Genomic DNA, 13,559 nt, shown 5'->3' on the forward strand with positions numbered 1-13,559 from the left:
TTCACCACGGCCCGATCTTTTGCGATGAGACGATGTTTGTGGGTGATTGCGGCGTATCGCCGCCGATACTCCATCCACCCGGCTTAGGCTCCAACGCGATGAACGGTCCCCGTGTCACCCCCGGCCCCGTCCTCAAGCTCGCCGCCGGCTGGCTCGCCACCCGCGCGCTGATGCTGTGGCTGCTCGCGCACGACAGTTCGCCGCTGCTCAGCGGCGGTTCGGTGGCGCGCGAGGTGGGCCGGTTGTACTTCCACTGGTACGGCGTGCTCGAACAGGGGTCGTACCCGGTGCACGACACCCTGTGGCAGTACCCGCCGGGCGCGGGCGCGGTGCTGCTGGCGCCGGGCCTGGTGCCCGGGTTGTCGTACGTCCGGGCGTTCGTGACGCTCACGCTGGCCGCGGACGCGCTGATCGAGGTGGCGCTCGTGCGCGCCGGGCGACGGCCGGGGCGCAGCCTGCTCGGCGCGGCGCTGTGGACGGGCGGGCCTCCGCTGCTGCTGCATCTGCCGCTCGCGCGGTACGACGTCCAGGTCACCGCCCTCGCCGTGCTGTCCCTGCTGACGCTGGCGCGCTCCCCGCGCGCGGGCGGTGCGCTCGGGGCGCTCGGCGCGCTGGTGAAGGGCTGGCCCGCGCTGGTGCTGCTGGGCACGCCCCGGGGCGCGGCGACACGGAGCGCGTGGACGTGGGCGGCGGGCGGCGGGGCCGTCGCCCTGGGGCTGCTGTCCCTCTCGTTCCGGCATCCGCTGTCCTTCCTGGCGGAGCAGGGCGGGCGCGGGGTGCAGATCGAGTCGCTGGGCGGTACGGCCCTCAACCTCGCCCGGCACGCGGGCTGGTCCGGCCGGCCCCGCTACCGGTACGGCGCCATCGAGCTGGTCGGCCCGTACGTACCCGTCGTCGCCGCCGTGTCCCTCGCGCTGACGGCGGCCGCGTTCGGGCTGCTGGTGCTGTGGCGGGTGCGGGCGCGCCGCTGGACCGAGGCGACGGCGGCCGACGCGGCACTGTGCGCGGTGCTGCTGTTCACGGTGACCAGCCGGGTGATCAGTCCGCAGTACATGGTCTGGCTGCTCGGACTCGCCGCGGTGTGCCTGGTCTCGCGGCACACCGGCCAACGCCCGGTGGCGGCGCTGGTGCTGGCGGCGTCCGCGCTGAGCACGGTGGTGTACCCGCTGTGCTACGGGCAGGTGATCGGGGGCAGTTGGGCCGGCTGCCTGCTGATGCTGGGCCGCAACGGGACGCTGACGGCCGCGGCGGCGCTGTCCTTCGTCCGGCTGTGGCGGGCCACGGAGGCGCCGACGGCAAAGGGTGGGCAAAGAGCACAACCCTGTCCTGATTCCGACCGTCTACCAAACCGAGCCCTAAGCCTCTCTTAACGGGGTATTACCGAAGATTTCTACGCTCCCGCCCTGTGGACTCCATGCTTCCCGACTCGCCCGCCCAGTCAGAGAACACACAGACCCCACAGAGCACACCGCGCACCGGCGCCGTCGGCGTCGTCGTGATCGGGTACAACGACCGTGCCCATGTGGCCGACGCGGTGCGTTCGGCGCTCGCGCAGGGGCCCTCGGTCGCGGAGGTCGTCGCGGTGGACGACCGTTCCACGGACGGCAGCGCCGATTCGCTCGACCGGCTGGCCGCGGACGACGGCAGGTTGCGGGTGATCCGGCGGGACGTCAACAGCGGTGGCTGCGGCACTCCGCGCAACACCGGGATCGACGCGGTGACGGCGCCGTACGTGATGTTCCTGGACAGCGACGACCTGCTGCCGCCGGGCGCGGTGGACGCGCTGCTGGCGGCCGCCGAGGGGGCGGGAGCCTCGGTGGCGAGCGGGCTGTGCGTGCGCCGGGAGCTGCCCTCGGGGCGTGAACAGCCCTGGCAGGAGTCCCTCTACGCGGCGCACTCCGTGCTCGCGCGCCCCGGCCAGCGCCCGCGCCTGGTCCACGACACGCTGTGCGTCAACAAGCTGTACCGCACCGACTTCCTGCGCGAACACGGCATCCGCTTCCCCGAAGGCCGCTTCCTCTACGAGGACTTCGTCTTCACCGCCCGGGTCCTGGCCGCGGGCCCGCGCGTCGCACTGGTACCGGACCGGGTGTACGTCTGGCACGTGCGCCGCGCCGCCGAGCGGCTGTCGCTCTCGCTGGACCGGGGGCACATCGACAACTGGGAGGCGCGTACGCGGGCGTGCGCGCTGGCGTACGACATTCTGCTGACCGCCGGTCAGAAGGAGCTGGCGCGGGCGGCACGGGCGAAGTTCCTCGACCACGACGTGCGGATGTACGCGCGGGAACTGGGCCTGCGCGACCCGGAGTACCGGCGTGCGTGGTGGACGCACACCCGTGAGTATCTCGGGCGCTACGACGCCGCCGACTGGGAACAGGACCCGGCCACGCCCGGCCGGCTGCTGGGCCGGCTGCTCCTGGAGTCGCCCGAGCCGCGCGATCTGCCCCGGCTGCGGGACCTGGCCGCGCGGCCGGGCCGGCTGCTCCCGCCGTACGCCCGTACCCCGGACGGCACCCCGGTCTGGTCCGCGGACCTCCCCCAGGTGTCCCTCGCCCCCTTCCTGGCCAGCCCCGTCGAGACGCTCCCCCTGGCGCTGGACGCGGAGCTGCGGCCACGGGCGGGCACGGGCACGCTCACACTGCGGCTGCACGAGCTGTACGGCAGGGTGGCCGAGGCGGGGCCGCGCGAACTGGAGGTGCGCTGGGAGTCCCGGGACGACGCGCGGGTCCGGGGGCGCGCGACGGCCGCTCTCGCCCCCGCCGGCCCGGACCTCTGGTCGGCCGAGCCGCCCGTCGACATCGGCGCGCTCGGCGCGGGCGTCTGGGATCTGCGGCTGACCGTGCGCTTCGCGAACGGCGCGCGGCGCGAGGTCACGGCGGCCGCCCGCGCGGGCGCCGGACGGTTGCGCCGGCGGGCCGTACCCGGCCTCCGCCACGGCGTACTGCTCGTACAGCCGTACGCGACGCACTCCGGCGCGCTGGCGCTGCGCGTGGCGACGGGGCTGCGCGGGCTCTTCCGGATACTGCGCGGGCGACTGCGGCGCCTGCGGCGCTGAGACGGCGGGCCGCCGCACTCGTACCGTGTGCGGAACCGCTGGACCGTCTGGAACTACTGGGTCTGGAACGAGACCGGGAAGGGAATCAACGTGTCTGTCCTCATCGCCGGCGGGGCGGGTTACATCGGGAGCACCGTCGCGTCGGCCTGTCTGGACGCGGGCATCACCCCGGTGATCCTCGACAGCCTGGTCCGCGGCCGCGCCGAGTTCACCGACGGCCGGATCTTCTACGAGGGCGACATCGCGGACGGCGCCCTGGTCGACCGGATCTTCGCCGAGCACCCGGAGATCTCCGCGGTGGTGCACTGCGCGGCGCTGATCGTGGTGCCGGAGTCGGTGGCGGACCCGATCGGCTACTACCAGGCGAACGTCACCAAGAGCCTGGCCTTCGTCGAGCATCTGCGGCGCAACGGGTGCGACCGCCTCGTGTTCAGCAGTTCGGCGTCCATCTACCGGGCCGAGGACGGCTCGCCCGTCACCGAGGACTCGCCGCTGGCCCCGCAGAGCCCGTACGCGCGGACCAAGGCGGTGTGCGAGGGGATGTTCGCCGACATCGCCGCGGCCGGGAAGCTGCGGGTGCTGTCGCTGCGGTACTTCAACCCGGTCGGCGCGGACCCCCTGCTGCGCACCGGTCTCCAGCTCAAGCGGCCCAGCCACGCGCTGGGGATGCTGATCCAGGCCCACCAGGCGGGGACGCCGTTCCCGGTCACCGGCGTGGACTACCCGACCCGCGACGGCACGGGCATCCGTGACTACGTGCACGTCTGGGACCTCGCGGCGGCCCACATCGCGGCGATCGAGCGCTTCGACTCCGTGCTCACCGCGTCGGCGCCGTCGATCGCGATCAACCTGGGCACGGGCTCCGGCACGACGGTCCGCGAGCTCTGCGCGGCCTTCAACAACGTCGTGAGCGCGCCCCTGACCACGATCGACACGGACCCCCGGCCGGGCGACGTGGCCGGCGGCTACACCACGAGCGACCGCGCCGCCCGCCTGCTGGGCTGGACCCCGGCCCTGTCCCTGGAGGAGGGCATCCGCTCGGCCCTGGAGTGGATCCCGGTCCGCGACAAGATGCTGCGGGACTGAACGGGGCCTCGCCGCGGGGCACGGGCCGTTCGCCGGGCGCGGTCGCGTCCCGGCCTCCCGGCCCGCCTCAGTACCCTGAGCCGGTGACCCCGGACCCCGCCACCCTCGACCGAGCCGTCGGCGCCGTCGTCGGTTCCGCCGTCGGCGACGCCCTCGGCGCACCCTTCGAGTTCGGGCCCGAGGACGCCTTCTCGGACCGGTTCCCGGCCGCCGGCGGCGAGATGTGCGGCGGTGGCGGATGGGACCCCGGGGAGGCCACCGACGACACGCAGATGGCCGTGCTCGTCGGCGAGTCCCTCCTGGAACGCGGCGGGCTGGACCCGGCCGACGTCTTCCGGCGCTTTCAGCGCTGGGCCGCGGCCGAGCCGAAGGACATCGGGTTGCAGACGGAGGCGGTGCTGACCGGCGGGCACCCCTGGGACACCGCCGCGGCCCGGCACTTCCGGGACAGCCGACGCGCCGCCGGGAACGGTGCGCTGATGCGGGCCGCGCCCTCCGCCGTGTACTTCGCGCGGCACGGCCGCACCGCCACGCTCGACGCGGCCCGCCGCCTCTCCGCCCTGACCCACGGCGACCCCGCCGCCGGCGAGGGCACCGCCGTGTTGCACGACCTCATCCGGGTCGCACTCGCCGGCGGGGACCCGCTGGACGCCGTGCCGCGCGCGCTCGCCGCGGTGCGGGCCGATCAGCGTGAGCGGTTCGCGGCGGTCCTCGCACCGGACTGGCATCCGGACGAGGCGACCGAGTTCAACGGCGCGGTGTGGCCCTGCCTGGGGTCCGCCGTGTGGGCGCTGCGGACCACGGCGTCGTACGAGCAGGCCGTCCGCGCGGCCGTCGACCTGGGCGGCGACACGGACACCGTGGCGGCGGTCACCGGGGCGCTCGCGGGTGCCGTGCACGGCATCGGGGCCGTGCCGGAGCGGTGGACGCACGTCCTGCACGTACCGCTCCCCGGCTTCGCCGGGCGGGTGCTGCGGGCGCCGGAGCTGACCGCCCTCGCCCGCCGCCTCGTCTCGCGCTGAGCCCCCTCAGAGCGCCTTCAGCGCCCCCGCCGTGGCCCTGGCCAGCTTGTCCAGGTACCCCTTCGGCGGCTTCGGGGAGCGGATGACCACCGAGCGCCAGTACAGCGGGCCGGAGATGAGGTCGAGGGCGAGGTCGGGGTCGAGGCCGGGGGAGAGTTCGCCGCGGGCCGTCGCCGCCGCGATGACCTTGCTGGCCACGCCCTCCTGACCGTCACGCAGAGCCTTCTGGAACGCCTCGGCGATATCGGGGTTGCGGGCCGCCTCCGCCTGCAGGTCGGGGATGATCTGGGAGGCCACGGGGTGGCGCAGCGCGCGCGAGGTCACCTCGTACAGGAGCCGCAGGTCGCCCTCCAGGGAGCCGGTGTCCGGCGCCGGCAGCCCCAGCACCGCCATGGCGGAGACGACGTCCAGCACCAGGTGCAGCTTGGAGCGCCAGCGCCGGTACACCGCCGTCTTGCCGACCCCCGCCCGCCGCGCGATCCCCTCGATGCTCATGCGCGCGTAGCCGACCGCGGCCAGTTCCTCGAAGACGGCCGCCCGGATGGCCTCGGTCACGTCCGGGCGCAGCACCGCGGCCCCGGCAGGAGTGCGGCGGCGCGCGCGCTGCGGCGGTTCGGCGGCGGTCCCGGCGGCGTTCGTGGTCATGGAAGCCAGCATAGGGCGTTACGACGGAACGGTTGCGTTGCGACGTCGATTGGTTCTACGCTCACGCTGCGACGATACGGTCCCGTCCCGTCGTAAGAGAACGTGAAGAGAAACGTAAGGAAACGCCGGACGACGGGACCGGCCCGCCCTGGTTCCGGACACAGTCGGAGCCGTGGCACCCCCCTCCCCCCGAGCGAAAGCAGCGGATGTGAGCCAGGTCCTCGACACACCGCCCCCGATCCAGGCCCCGGCCGACGACCTCAAGGCGCTGGCCGCCAGGCACGGCCTGTCGGTGAGCGGCGCCCGCCCCTCCCTCCCGGAGTACGTCCGCCAGCTGTGGGCCCGGCGCCACTTCATCACCGCGTTCGCCACCGCCAAGCTCACGGCGCAGTACAGCGAGGCGAAGCTGGGCCAGGTCTGGCAGGTCATGACCCCGCTGCTGAACGCGGCGGTCTACTACTTCATCTTCGGTGTCCTGCTCGGCACCAAGAAGGGCGTCCCGGACTACATCCCCTTCCTGGTCACCGGCGTGTTCGTGTGGACGTTCACGCAGAGCTCGATCCAGGTCGGCACCCGGGCCATCTCCGGCAACCTCGGCCTGGTGCGCGCCCTGCACTTCCCGCGCGCCGCCCTGCCGATCTCCTTCTGCATCCAGCAGCTCCAGCAGCTGCTGTTCTCGATGGCCGCCCTGGTCGTGATCCTGCTCTGCTTCGGCGTGCCGGTCAGCGCCTCCTGGCTGCTGGTGATCCCCGCGCTGGTCCTCCAGTTCACCTTCAACGCCGGCGTGGCGATGATCATGGCGCGCTGGGGTGCCAAGACCCCGGACATCGCCCAGCTGATGCCGTTCATCCTGCGCACCTGGATGTACGTGTCCGGCGTGATGTGGAGCATCGACAAGCTCACCAAGAAGGACCACCTGCCGCACGTCGTCATGGTCCTGCTCCAGACCAACCCGGCCGCGGTCTACATCGACCTCATGCGCTTCGCGCTGATCGACAGCTTCCACGCCAAGCAGCTTCCCCCGCACGTGTGGCCGATCGCCGTCGGCTGGGCCCTGCTCGCCGGCCTCGGCGGCTTCATCTACTTCTGGAAGTCTGAGGAGACGTACGGCCGTGGCTGAGCAGAGCGAGCAGATCCAGCAGACCACCCATCGGACCCAGCAGACCGGGCAGATCATGCAGAGCGAGCGGATCCCCACCGTCGTCGCCGACGGCGTCGACATCGTCTACCGGATCAACGGCACCGGCTCGGGCCGCGGCTCCGCCACCGCCGCCCTCAACCGCATCATGCGTCGCAAGCAGGCCGAGAAGGCCGCCGGCGTGCGCCGGGTGCACGCGGTCAAGAACGTGTCGTTCGTCGCCTACAAGGGCGAGGCGATCGGACTCATCGGCACCAACGGCTCCGGCAAGTCCACCCTGCTCAAGGCCGTCGCCGGGCTGCTGCCGGTGGAGAACGGCCACATCTACACCCACGGCCAGCCCTCGCTCCTGGGCGTCAACGCCGCGCTGATGAACGACCTCACCGGCGAGCGCAACGTCCACCTCGGCGGCCTCGCCATGGGCATGTCCCGCGAGCAGATCAAGGAGCGCTACCAGGGCATCGTCGACTTCTCCGGGATCAACGAGAAGGGCGACTTCATCACCCTGCCGATGCGCACCTACTCCTCCGGCATGGCCGCCCGGCTGCGCTTCTCCATCGCCGCCGCCAAGGACCACGACGTGCTGCTCATCGACGAGGCCCTGGCCACCGGCGACCGCAGGTTCCAGGTGCGCTCGGAGGAGCGGATCCGCGAGCTGCGCGAGACGGCGGGCACCGTCTTCCTGGTCAGCCACAACAACAACTCGATCCGCGACACCTGCGAGCGGACGCTGTGGCTGGAGCGCGGCGAGCTGCGCCTGGACGGCCCCACCGAGGAGGTCCTCAAGGAGTACGAGGCCTTCACCGGTGACAAGTCGAACAAGACGGCGAAGAAACCGGCCCCGAAGAAGGCCGCGTAACGCGCTCACAACCTCCTCACCTCGTGAAGGTGGCCGAGAGGGCAACCAGGGACCCGGGACGTCTGTCTAACAGCCGGGTCCCCTTCTTCTTACCCCGAACGTGGCCATCCCTTTCATCCGCTTAGTGACAGTATGTTATGAAGGGTGATCCTCCACAGACGAGCCGAAGGAGTCCACCGCGATGCCCCAACTCAGCGTCATCGTCTACGGACCCAACGCGCAGGGGCATCTGACGGAACTGCTCGACTCCCTCGAAGCGCACCCCCTGTCCGACGCCGAGATCGTGGTCGCCGCGGTCGGTGACTGGGCCCGGGAGACGGCCGGGTCCCACGCCCACGGCACCGTCGTGGTCCCGCTGCCCGACGGCACCGGCGACGCGGCCGCCCGAGCCGCGGGCGCCGCCCGTGCCACGGGCCGCTGGCTGCACTTCGTGCACGCCAAGGACGGACTGCCGGCCGGCGCGCCCCGCCTGATCGCCGAGCGCGCCGCCGAGCTGGACGACTCCGTGGACGTCCTCCTCCTCGACCACCTCACCACCACCTGGCAGAGCGCCGCCCGGCCCTCCCGCGACGGCCGCTTTCTCGCCGCCGTCGGCCGCTCCGCCCTCCCCCTGGACGAGGCGGTCGACCTGCTCCGCCTGACCCCGCTGCTCGGCAACCGCACCCTGCGCAGGGAGTTCTGGACGGCCCACGAGGAGCTGCTGACCACCGACGACGAGCCGCGCGCCGCCCACGCCGCCCTGCTGTGCGCGGGCCGCGTCGCCTGCCTCAACCAGGTGGCCTACGAGAACCGGGAGCTGCGCCCGGAGAGCCTGCCGCCGCTCACCCCCGAGGACCGTTTCGAGCTGGTCGAGCGCTACGAGTCGCTGATGCCGCTCGCCCGCGACCGCCCGGCCCCCCGCGTGGTGCTCTACGACCTGATGATGCGCGACCTGGTGCGCACCTTCGCCGGCGAGAACCTGCCCGACGAGGTGGCCCGCGAGTTCTTCCGCCGCGCCTCCCTCGCGGCGGTGCGCTGGCGCCCCGAGCGCCACGAGCACCCGGCGGGCGTGGAGGGCGTACGGCACTCGCTGCTGGAGGAGGGCGCGTACACGAAGTACCGCGCGTTCCAGGCCGCCAACCGCGCCCGCCGCGCCGCCCGCAAGGCCGTACGCGCCCGCAAGCGCCAGGTCGGCGCGAAGCTGCGTGAGCAGCAGTACCGGCGTGCCCTGAGCCGCCCCGTGGATCCGGACCTCGCGGTGTTCGCGGCCTACTGGGAGCGCGGGGTGGCCTGCAACCCGGCCGCGATCGCCGCGAAGGCGGCCGAACTCGCCCCGCACATCCACCCGGTGTGGGTGGTGTCCAAGGACAACACGGCCCTGCTGCCGCCCGGCACCGACCATGTGGTTCCCGGCACCCGCCGCTACTGGGAGGTGCTGGCGACCGCCAAGTACCTCGTCAACAACGTCAACTTCCCCAACGCGGTGGTCAAGCGGCCCGGGGCTATCCACCTCCAGACCCATCACGGCACCCCGCTCAAGCGCATGGGCCTGGACCAGATCGAGCACCCGGCCGCCGCCAAGGGACTGGACTTCGACGCCCTGCTGGCCCGCATCGACCGCTGGGACTACAGCGTCAGCGCCAACAGCCACTCCACCCGGATGTGGGAGCGCGCCTACCCGGCCCGCTACACCTCGCTGGACCACGGCTATCCGCGCAACGACGTCTTCTACACCAGCGGCGCCGACGCGGTCCGCGCGGCCCGCGCCCGGCTCGGCATCGCCCCCGGCAAGACCGCGGTCCTCTACGCCCCCACCCACCGCGACTACGAGGCCGGCTTCACCCCCCGCCTCGACCTCGCCGAACTCGCCGACCGGCTCGGCGAGGACACGGTCCTGCTGGTGCGCGCCCACTACTTCTACGGCGGCGCCACCTCCCCGCTGACCGGCCTGCGCCGCTCCGGACGGCTCATCGACGTCTCCTCCTACGACCCCGTGGAGGAGCTGTGCCTGGCCGCCGACGCGCTGGTCACGGACTACTCGTCGATCATGTTCGACTACGCCAACCTGGACCGCCCGATCGTCGTCTATGCCGACGACTGGGAGACCTACCGCACCACTCGCGGCGTCTACTTCGACCTGATGACCGACCATCCGGGACAGGTCGCCCGCACCCAGGAGGAGCTGACGGAGATCTTCCGCTCCGGCGCCTGGCGCGACGAGACCGCGGCCAAGGCCCGCACCGCCTTCCGGCGCCGGTTCTGCGAGTACGACGACGGCCGTGCCGCCGAACGGGTCGTACGGCGGGTGTTCCTGGGCGAGCCGGAGGACGCACTGCCACCGGTGCTGCCGATCGAGGACCGCACCCCCGCCCCGACCCCCGAGGAGGCCACGGCATGACGGCCCCGGCCACGACCCCCGACGTCACGGTCACCGTCATCGTGTACAACGACGCGGCCCGCCTGCCCCGGGCGGTCGCCTCGCTGCGCGCGCAGACGCACGCCAACATCGAGATCGTCATCAGCGACGACCACTCCACCGACGACACGCCCGCGGTGGCGCGCCGTCTGGAGGCGGCGGACCCGCGGGTGCGCTACCTGCGGCTGCCGGAGAACAGCGGCGGGTGCAGCGCCCCGCGCAACCGGGCCATCGAGATCGCCCGCGCGCCGTACCTGATGTTCCTGGACAGCGACGACGAACTCCCGCCGCGGGCCGTGGAGTCGCTGCTGGCCGCGCACCGGGAGCGCGAGGTCGACTTCACCATGGGCGCGGTGCGCCGGGTGCGGGCGGACAGCGGGCGGCGCACGACGTGGATGCCGCACCTGGTCGCCGAGCGGCGCACCGTCGAGGGCATCGAGGCGGACCCGCGGCTGCTGTTCGAGCACCTGTCGACCAGCAAGATGTACGCGCGTTCCTTCCTGGACCGGCACGAGCTGCGCTTCCCCGAGGGCATCCACTACGAGGACCAGCTGTTCTCGGCCCAGGCGTACTGCCTGGCGAAGGCGTTCACGATCATCCCGGAGCCGGTGTACGTCTGGTACATCGACCCGTACGCGGCGGCCGCGTCGGCGTCCATCTCCAACCAGCGGCACAAGGTCACCAATGTGCGCGACCGGGTCCATGTGCAGCGGCTCATCGACGACTTCCTGGTGGAGAGCGGACACGCGGGGCTGCGCGAGGACAAGGACTTCAAGTTCCTCAAGCACGACTTCCGGATGTACGCGGGCGATCTGCCGTACCGGGACGAGGAGTGGCTGGCCGCGTTCGCGGACATCATGAACCCGTACCTGGACACCCTGGCGCAGGGCGCGTTCGCCCGGCTGCCCCGGCCCGAGCGGGTGGTCCTCGAACTACTGCGCTCCGGCCGCCTCGCCGACGCCCGGCTCGCGGCGCGCGGGCTGGGCCAGGAGGTGGCACCGCGCCAGGTCACGACGGACGCGGCGGGCGTGCCGTACTGGGGCGGCAGCGTCCCCGGCACCGAGCGGGGCCGGCGCGAACTGTCCGTCGCCGACCTGGAACTGGAGACGCGGCCGTTCCCGACGGCGCGGTTCCGGCACGAGATCACGGAGCTGAGCCGGGGCAGCGGGGCGACCCTCACGCTGGCCGTCCGCACGTACGATCCCGGGCTGCGGCTCCCTGTCGGGCCCCAGCGCGCCGGTCTGATCGTCTCCCCCGGCGGGCGCCGGATGACGGTGCCCTTCCGGCTCGACCCGGTCAGCCCCGGCGTCTTCGAGGGCACGGTGCGGCTGGACCTCTCCGCCGCGCGCCTGCCCCTCCAGGGCTTCCAGGGCATCCGCCATCCGCTGGTCCGCCTGAACCAGCAGGGTCTGTGGAATTCCGGGGTCCTCCTGGCCCCCCTGGACTTCCCCCCGGCCACGACCCGCGTCGACTACCGCTCCGGCGCGACACCGCACGCGGTCACGGTGGAACCGGAGGGCCGCAATCCCGGCCGGCTGCAGCTGCGCTGGGAGCCGGTGGGGGTGACGGCGGTGATCCGCCCGGTCCTGCACAAGGTCGCGCGGCCGAGGATCCGCAAGGCGGCGAAACTGGTGGCGAGCCTGCTGAAGTAGCGCCGCGTTCCGGTATTCAGCGCCGTAGCACCGCGGGCCCGTGGACATCCGCGGGCCCGCGGTGGCTCGTCCCGCGCGGTTCCCCGCGCCCCTTACAGGGGCGCTCCGGCCGGCCCCCTCGGACCGCGGGCAGGCGTGCCGCCGGGGCCCCGCTCAGGGCACCACCCGGTACAGGACCTGGTCCGCAGGCCCCGTCGTCACCTGCCGCAGTCCAGGTCCGGCCAAGTCCGCCGACCCCACGACCCACCGCACGCCGTACTCCCGCAGAATCCCCCGCCGCTCCGCCGCCGACGTCCCCGGCGCGAAGAACCGGGACACCGCCTCCGACCGGCGCGCCGAGTCCCGCAGGAACACATCCGGATACCCCGGCGCCACGGTGTACCCCCCGTACGCCGGAATCTGCCGCGCCGGCACCGTCCGCGCCATCACCACGTCCCCGTACCGCACCCACGGCGTGATCCAGTGGTAACCGGCCCACGGCGTCTCGTACTTGTCCGCGAGCACGGAGGGCAGCGCGGACTTCCCCGTCGCGTACCCGATCGTCCCCGCCTGGCCCCAGAAACCGACGGCGAGCGCGAGCCCCAGCGCACACGCCCACCCGGCCCGCACCGTCCGCCGCCCCGCGGACACCACCTCCAGCGCGGCCGCGAGCTGCGCCGGGATCAGCGCGGCGGGCAGCGCACGGCCCCAGGAGTAGTGCCCGGTCAGCCCGCCCGCCGTGACGACCAGCACGCCCAGCGCGAAGAACAGCGCCAGCACGTCCCACCGGTCCCGCCGCAGCCGCGGCACCAGCGCCGCCACCCCCAGCAGCACCAGCCCGAACCGAGCGAACAGATGCTGGTAGAGCGACTTGTGGATGGCCTCCAGATCGGCCCCGGCGGAGAACAGCGAGAAGAAGTCGTAGTACGGCCACACCCACAGCAGCACCGCCCCGAGCACCAGCCCGCCCCCGAGCCGGAGCCACACCCGCCGTCCGGGCCGCGCGGAGACGATCATGGCCAGCGCGCCGAGCGTGGCGACGACGCCCGTGAACTGGTGGCAGAGCAGGATCAGCGCCCACAGCAGCCCGAGGGCCGACCACCGCCCCCAGGACGCTTCCGCGCGCAGCGCCCGGGTGAGCCAGGCCCAGAAGTGGAAGGTCAGACCGAGCGCGAACACGCTCGGATAGGAGATGGTGAGGGCGAGCGAGTGCAGCCCGATGAAACCGCTCCAGTTGAGGACGGCCGTTCCCCACAGCAGCACCAGGCCCAGCAGCGCGAGCGCCGGGGCCGCGGGGTGGGCGCTGAGCGTGCGGACGTACCGCCACACCCCGGTGACCAGCGTGGTCAGCCCGACCAGCGCCCCGATGCGCAGCACCACGAACACCGACAGACCGGTCAGCTTGGCGAGCGCGCCCAGCAGCAGCATCCACGGCGAGTAGTAGGGACTCGGGGTGTCCGCGTCGACCAGCGGATTGCCGGGGTGCAGCAGGCTGTGGGCGAGCCGCTGGATCGTGGCCGCGTGCATGCCGAGGTCGCCGATCCACGGCAGCCGGACGATCACCGCCAGCAGCAGCGCCACCACCAGCGCCGCGGCCACCCGCGGCACCGCACGGGCCACCCGCGCGCCGCCGCCCGGCGACTCCGGGCGGCGCAGCTGTTCTTCGAGGTCGGACTGTGCTGCGTGCATTCTGCTGGAACACCCAATCGCGGAAGCCCAGGTAATTAC

General features: G+C 72.9%; 10 protein-coding genes. 8 read left to right on the forward strand and 2 right to left on the reverse strand.

Features of this window, described 5'->3' with window-relative positions; translation table 11 throughout:
* The first annotated feature begins 98 nt into the window (after positions 1-98).
* The 4 genes from VT52_RS12745 to VT52_RS12760 all read left to right on the forward strand — a co-directional run bounded on the left by VT52_RS12745 (position 99) and on the right by VT52_RS12760 (position 5,163).
* Complete coding sequence (locus VT52_RS12745) at positions 99-1,370, forward strand: glycosyltransferase 87 family protein (protein ID WP_046419955.1); 1,272 nt, start codon at positions 99-101, stop codon at positions 1,368-1,370.
* Between the two features lie 44 nt (positions 1,371-1,414).
* Positions 1,415-3,055 carry a glycosyltransferase family 2 protein gene (locus VT52_RS12750; RefSeq protein WP_079175013.1) on the forward strand — a complete coding sequence of 547 codons (1,641 nt, stop codon included), beginning with the start codon at positions 1,415-1,417 and terminating at the stop codon, positions 3,053-3,055.
* Between the two features lie 90 nt (positions 3,056-3,145).
* Positions 3,146-4,141, forward strand: a complete 996-nt coding sequence (galE, locus tag VT52_RS12755) for a UDP-glucose 4-epimerase GalE (protein ID WP_046419987.1) — start codon at positions 3,146-3,148, stop codon at positions 4,139-4,141.
* 83 nt (positions 4,142-4,224) lie between these two features.
* Positions 4,225-5,163: an ADP-ribosylglycohydrolase family protein gene (locus VT52_RS12760; protein ID WP_046419956.1), complete on the forward strand. Its 939-nt coding sequence runs from the start codon at positions 4,225-4,227 to the stop codon at positions 5,161-5,163.
* A gap of 6 nt (positions 5,164-5,169) precedes the next feature.
* On the opposite strand, the gene VT52_RS12765 is transcribed toward VT52_RS12760, so the two are convergent.
* Positions 5,170-5,808, reverse strand: coding sequence for a TetR/AcrR family transcriptional regulator (locus tag VT52_RS12765; protein WP_046419989.1), 639 nt, complete (start codon positions 5,806-5,808; stop codon positions 5,170-5,172).
* A 208-nt stretch (positions 5,809-6,016) separates the two neighbouring features.
* On the opposite strand from VT52_RS12765, the gene VT52_RS12770 reads away from it, so the two are divergent.
* From VT52_RS12770 to VT52_RS12785, 4 genes are all read left to right on the forward strand, one after another.
* Positions 6,017-6,928, forward strand: coding sequence for an ABC transporter permease (locus VT52_RS12770; protein ID WP_046419957.1), 912 nt, complete (start codon positions 6,017-6,019; stop codon positions 6,926-6,928).
* Positions 6,929-6,983: 55 nt separating this feature from the next.
* Positions 6,984-7,805: an ABC transporter ATP-binding protein gene (locus VT52_RS12775; protein ID WP_046419991.1), complete on the forward strand. Its 822-nt coding sequence runs from the start codon at positions 6,984-6,986 to the stop codon at positions 7,803-7,805.
* Positions 7,806-7,986: 181 nt separating this feature from the next.
* Positions 7,987-10,182, forward strand: coding sequence for a CDP-glycerol glycerophosphotransferase family protein (locus VT52_RS12780; RefSeq protein ID WP_046419958.1), 2,196 nt, complete (start codon positions 7,987-7,989; stop codon positions 10,180-10,182).
* Positions 10,179-11,852 (forward strand): glycosyltransferase family 2 protein, encoded by a 1,674-nt coding sequence (locus VT52_RS12785; RefSeq protein WP_046419959.1) that lies wholly within the window; start codon positions 10,179-10,181, stop codon positions 11,850-11,852. The genes VT52_RS12780 and VT52_RS12785 overlap by 4 nt, the downstream gene beginning before the upstream one ends.
* A 153-nt stretch (positions 11,853-12,005) precedes the next feature.
* Here VT52_RS12785 and VT52_RS12790 read toward each other — a convergent pair whose 3' ends face one another.
* Positions 12,006-13,520 (reverse strand): hypothetical protein, encoded by a 1,515-nt coding sequence (locus VT52_RS12790; protein ID WP_240509735.1) that lies wholly within the window; start codon positions 13,518-13,520, stop codon positions 12,006-12,008.
* Positions 13,521-13,559: the final 39 nt, after the last annotated feature.

The organism is Streptomyces malaysiense, from assembly GCF_000980885.2.
In the GTDB taxonomy this organism is placed as follows: Bacteria; Actinomycetota; Actinomycetes; order Streptomycetales; family Streptomycetaceae; genus Streptomyces; species Streptomyces malaysiense.

Bases quoted from the DNA above. Each gene is read 5' to 3' on its own strand.
- VT52_RS12745 (WP_046419955.1), top strand. From the start codon at position 99: ATGAACGGTCCCCGTGTCACCCCCGGCCCCGTCCTCAAGCTCGCCGCC.
- VT52_RS12750 (WP_079175013.1), top strand. From the start codon at position 1,415: ATGCTTCCCGACTCGCCCGCCCAGTCAGAGAACACACAGACCCCACAG.
- VT52_RS12765 (WP_046419989.1), bottom strand. From the start codon at position 5,808: ATGACCACGAACGCCGCCGGGACCGCCGCCGAACCGCCGCAGCGCGCG.
- VT52_RS12775 (WP_046419991.1), top strand. From the start codon at position 6,984: ATGCAGAGCGAGCGGATCCCCACCGTCGTCGCCGACGGCGTCGACATC.
- VT52_RS12780 (WP_046419958.1), top strand. From the start codon at position 7,987: ATGCCCCAACTCAGCGTCATCGTCTACGGACCCAACGCGCAGGGGCAT.
- VT52_RS12785 (WP_046419959.1), top strand. From the start codon at position 10,179: ATGACGGCCCCGGCCACGACCCCCGACGTCACGGTCACCGTCATCGTG.
- VT52_RS12790 (WP_240509735.1), bottom strand. From the start codon at position 13,520: ATGCACGCAGCACAGTCCGACCTCGAAGAACAGCTGCGCCGCCCGGAG.